2 protein-coding genes are annotated in these 4,445 nt (G+C 57.8%); one reads left to right on the forward strand and one right to left on the reverse strand.

What is annotated here, in order from left to right; genetic code table 11:
- Positions 1–542 (reverse strand): DUF4192 family protein (locus AC1DBN_RS21270; protein WP_477724175.1); only part of this gene is annotated, 542 nt, incomplete at its 3' end.
- Positions 543–1,304: 762 nt separating this feature from the next.
- On the opposite strand from AC1DBN_RS21270, the gene AC1DBN_RS21275 reads away from it, so the two are divergent.
- Positions 1,305–3,020 carry a hypothetical protein gene (locus tag AC1DBN_RS21275; protein WP_477724176.1) on the forward strand — a complete coding sequence of 572 codons (1,716 nt, stop codon included), beginning with the start codon at positions 1,305–1,307 and terminating at the stop codon, positions 3,018–3,020.
- Positions 3,021–4,445 lie beyond the last annotated feature (1,425 nt).

Raw genomic sequence — 4,445 nt, forward strand, 5'->3', positions numbered from 1 at the left:
GCTTTCATATGCTGCTCAACGGCTGCAGCTTTCGCTTCATCCTGGCCGGTGGCTGGAAGGGTGACACGGTCGGTGGGCTGTACGGTGCTGCCGCGGTAGATGAATTCAGCGTTGATGGCGCTGGTCTGGGTGTCGGTGACGGGCAGTGCGAGGGTAGTGCCTGGTTCGTCGTCGTAGGGGGAGAACGTGTCGTCTCCGACGAAAAGTCCGTCCCGAATGGTGATGTCCTGTTCAGCGAGGACGCCGGTCAGGGCGGCGATGGTCGCTGCGTGGGGTTTTGGTTGTCCGGGCTGGCTGGGTTCGCTGGTGTAGATGGCGAAGAGGAGTGATGTGGCGGTGGTGTCGGAGGTGAGGTAGTGGGCGACCGTCCGGGCGTAGGGGAGTTCTTGCCCGGGGAGTTGGGGGAGGTCGATACGGAGTGTGGCGCCGATGCTGTTCTCGTGAAGGGTGATGCAGACGAGGCTTTCCTGTGGCCAGAAGCCGAGGGTGTGCCCGATGAAGCTGAGGACATCTGCTGGTGTTTTGATGGTGAGCTTTTCCATGATTAGTTTCTTTCACCCTGGTGTTGCGTGGATTTTCTGCGGTTCGTTGGTGGTGGGCGTCGGTCTGGTAGGGGACGATCCGCTGGGCTGAGGGGCCGGAGTGCAACTTGGGGGACCGGCAGCGGGGCCGGCGCGGTAGCGCCCTGGTTGCGCGGAGGACCCGCCCAGCGATCATGGGAACTATCAGAATGACAAGCAGCGATACAGCTTGTACTCGTTCATCGGTGCGCGGTGATGGGGCAGCATGACTTCGGTGGCAAAGGGCCATGACACAAGAATCAAGGGCTGATGAATCCCGCCAGAAGTCCCGAATGGCTGGCTGTGGGCTGCGAGCAGCAGCGGGAGAAGCGTAGACCGGAAGGCAGGCTTATGAACTGCGTTGTCGGAAATCGAAGCCTGCGGTCGATAATCGCCGGGCAACCGGTTGATGGCCTTGGCGCAAGGGTGTATAACGAGGCCATTGGCCAAGAAGCGTGCCTTCGAACAGCTGGGGTGTTCACGAGTGTGAATCATTCCTGATGATGTGCGGAGGTATTTGCAATGACTGGGTTAGATGAGCGTCAAACTGGGCAGCAAACAATCGGGGACGGAGAGTGGTCCCTGGATCCGACTGACCACGCACTCAGCGTCAGCCACAGACGCGGAAAATTGGTGGATCCGCTCTGTGCGGAAATAGGCCGACGACTTTTGCTTGGCGAGATGCAGTTCAATCGGTGGATGGTTAGGAGGGTGGAGAAAGTCAGGTTTGATGAGGACCGCAATGTGACCCGTCGTATCACCGTCGACTTCAATGTGCGCGAGGACGCACCCGTTGTGATTGACAGGACTGGCAGCCGGTTTTGGATTGTGCCCATCACGCTGATGCGGAGACGCACCGTGGTCAATATGCGGATAACTGATGAGTACGGCCAGGTGTTGCCGACGCCTGGGATTCGCCTGACCCAGCAGTTGGACGAATCTCTCCTACTTGCTGCTGTAGCCACCCTCAGGCCTGAGGTCGACTACGAAAAGGTTCTGCCTTTCATCCGTGAGCTCGTCGCCGGTGAAAAGAAGGAATCAAAGCAAGCGTTAGCGTCCTTTGGGGCCGAAGAGCAAAAAATGCCAACCTACTTGATACCACTTGCTAGCGATCCACTCGTACGAGCCGTTGTTTATCTTCTGTGCAAGAATTTTTCGCTGTACGTCTTCCTTCCGGCCGGCAAGAAAGATGAGATAACAAAGCGCCATCGGTTACTAAACCTGGAGTTCAATGAACCCACAGGCTGGAACCGTATGACTCCTTTAGTCACGCAAGTCGATCACATGACCTTCTATCGGCATGATGATCAGCCCACGCCAAGGCCGGCGCAGCCCGAGGATGAGCGTGATGACAGGAAAGAGAGTGCGGGCGAAGTAGCGGGAGGGCGACCAGAGGCGGCCCCCTCAAATTCCCATTCGTGGAGGTGGAGACTTCTCCAAGCAAAAAGAAAGGTTCGCGTAAGCTTCCCAGCTGCCATGGGCCTGATTCCCACAAGTATCCGGTTACAGGTGCCGGGTGCCGAGAACGCCTCCAGCTACCACTTGGAATTGACTGCACCCCCTGGGGTGGAAGTGGTCCGAGCACGGTTGCTCGCCGGGCGGCCGAATGAAGACGGGAGGAAATACACCAATGACCGTGTGGTGGGTCACACGGCCACGGTTGGTCTGCACGGTGTAGAGATACCGAACGGATCCCTTTGCCTTGCCCAAGTCGATTTTCGCATGACGTCGCGGGGGTGGCTGACCAACGCCGTTTTTTCATGTGCCGTAGTTGCCGGCGGTTTGTGGTGGCTGACGATCATCGCTTCGGTGCACACAAAGAATTGGTCGACTTCCCAAGTCACAAACATCATCGCGGTTCTTATTACTACGGCCGCTGCCGTTGCCGCCACTATCGCTCACTCCACGTTCACAGGGGTGGCAGCGCGTATGGTGTCACGGCTCCGGCTCGTCGCAGCTCTGGCGGTGGCGCAGCCGATCATCGCGGCCGCAGCTCTTGCCTTTGCCACTGAACAAGAGGGCTCCACGCCCACGGTCCAGCTTCACTTAGGCACGATGATCGTCCTCTGGATAAACGTCGGCTTGGCGACTTGCGCGGCTCTGTTGATTGGATGCGCCCTGATCTTGAGTCTGTGGGATGAGAGGAAAGGTTGGAATTTAGCTTCGCCCTGGGACATGACAACTGACGATTCCGGGGAAGAGTGCGAGCCAAAGAATTTCGTTGACGCCTTGGAGGATTATGGGTTCAAAAGTACTGCCATTGGAATCCTCTCAGCAGAGGGATGGCATGAGCGATACGCGTGGACAGATGAAAAGCACGAAACCGCTGTTCGTGTACTGCATAGTAGTAGAACCACGCGAGCAGATTCGCTTTTTCGATGCGACAATCAGCACAGTGCTTGCACGATCGAACACGCTTGTCCTTACAAAGCCGGCCTTCAAAAGGCGGACACTGCCTGACAGATTGCCTTCACCGAATCCCGGTGCCCAAATGAATCACTGAGGTCACTCAACTAAGCCAATGCCGAAACGCCTGTGGACATTGTCCACACTTTTCGTCTCGTAGTGGCTCTTACTGGCTTCGGACTGGCACGGTTTCCGCATGCTTTCGCGGGTTCCCTGTGTTTGCAAGGGCTGGAATGCAGTTCGAGTCCCACCTCGGGCACAGCATATTCCCTCGTCAGAGGGTTTTTTGCTTTAACGTGTTGACATGGCTTGTGGTGGCGTCCCTCTGACGCTAGGTGCGCGGGCTTCGGCCTGGCCGCCGCGGCGGCCTATTCAGATGTGCGCGGTGGCGGAACCCCAAGAAACCGAACATGTTGAGGACGCCAAACGCGTAGCCGAATATTGGAAATCCCTCGGCATGACTGTACGCACCGTCAATCCAACGACACACCCGACCGTTTTCGCAGAAGGGGGGGCTGTCCTTCGCGCAAGCTTCGATACTAACGCAGCTGATAAATCCTACCGAGTGGGCGCTACTGCCGTCTGCTCTACGGGAGACGCTTGGGAGCTCAACGTTGAGGATCAGGCCGAGCGGGATCAGGGCAAAGTACTCCCCGGAGACGAAGGCGTCGTCGTTCGAGAAGACTCCACTCAATAACTCGACGAGGCGACCACACCTGTGGTGTCACAGGTCCTCGAGACGGCGGGCACGGTTCCGGGCAGCCGGGCGTGTCCCAAACAACGACACGAACGTCGTCCCGCAATCCTAAGAGCCCCCGAAAGCTCTTCGGCAGGTCGCGGAAACGGGAGACTTTTACTTAGAGCCTTAGTTCGTTCGAAGCACGAAGGTTGGAATTGCTGATCCCTTTGGTGGCGAGCAGGCCCGGCAAGGAACTTGTGTTCACGACGCCCAAGGGCGGCGCATCATCCACAAGCTCTATTGGCATCACTACTGGGTGCCTGCCGTTCGTACCGCCCAGGTACAGGGCTGACGAAGAATCCAAGGATTCACGACCTGCGCCACACTCATGCGTCGTGGCTGATCGCCAGTGGGTGCTGACGCCACTGAGCGTTCGGTGACAGCTTTCCAAAGGCTTTAGGTGAGCATTCTGTCAATGTCTGCAGAGTTGAACCACCATAGCGTTCGAGAGTAGTCGGTCATGTCGGTGAATCTCGCAGTGGGCATGAACCTGAGAAACCCGCACCATTTCCTGGGAGAAGCCGTGGACATCGAATTCTTTGGGCCCGCCGGAGCCGCGGCGCTGATGCGCTGAACGGAGTCTTGGCTGCGTGAATATTCGCTCTTGAGGGGTCCATCTGTGGTGCGGGTTAGCGCCAGGGTGCGTTCCCAGAGTTTGCGCTGTTCAGCGCCGGTATTGGTGTGGTTAAGCGCCGCCTGAGAGGCTCCTTCCACCGCGTGAGGGCCACGTGGTGGAAGGA

The sequence above is a fragment of the Pseudarthrobacter sp. 10T415 genome (assembly GCF_056394175.1).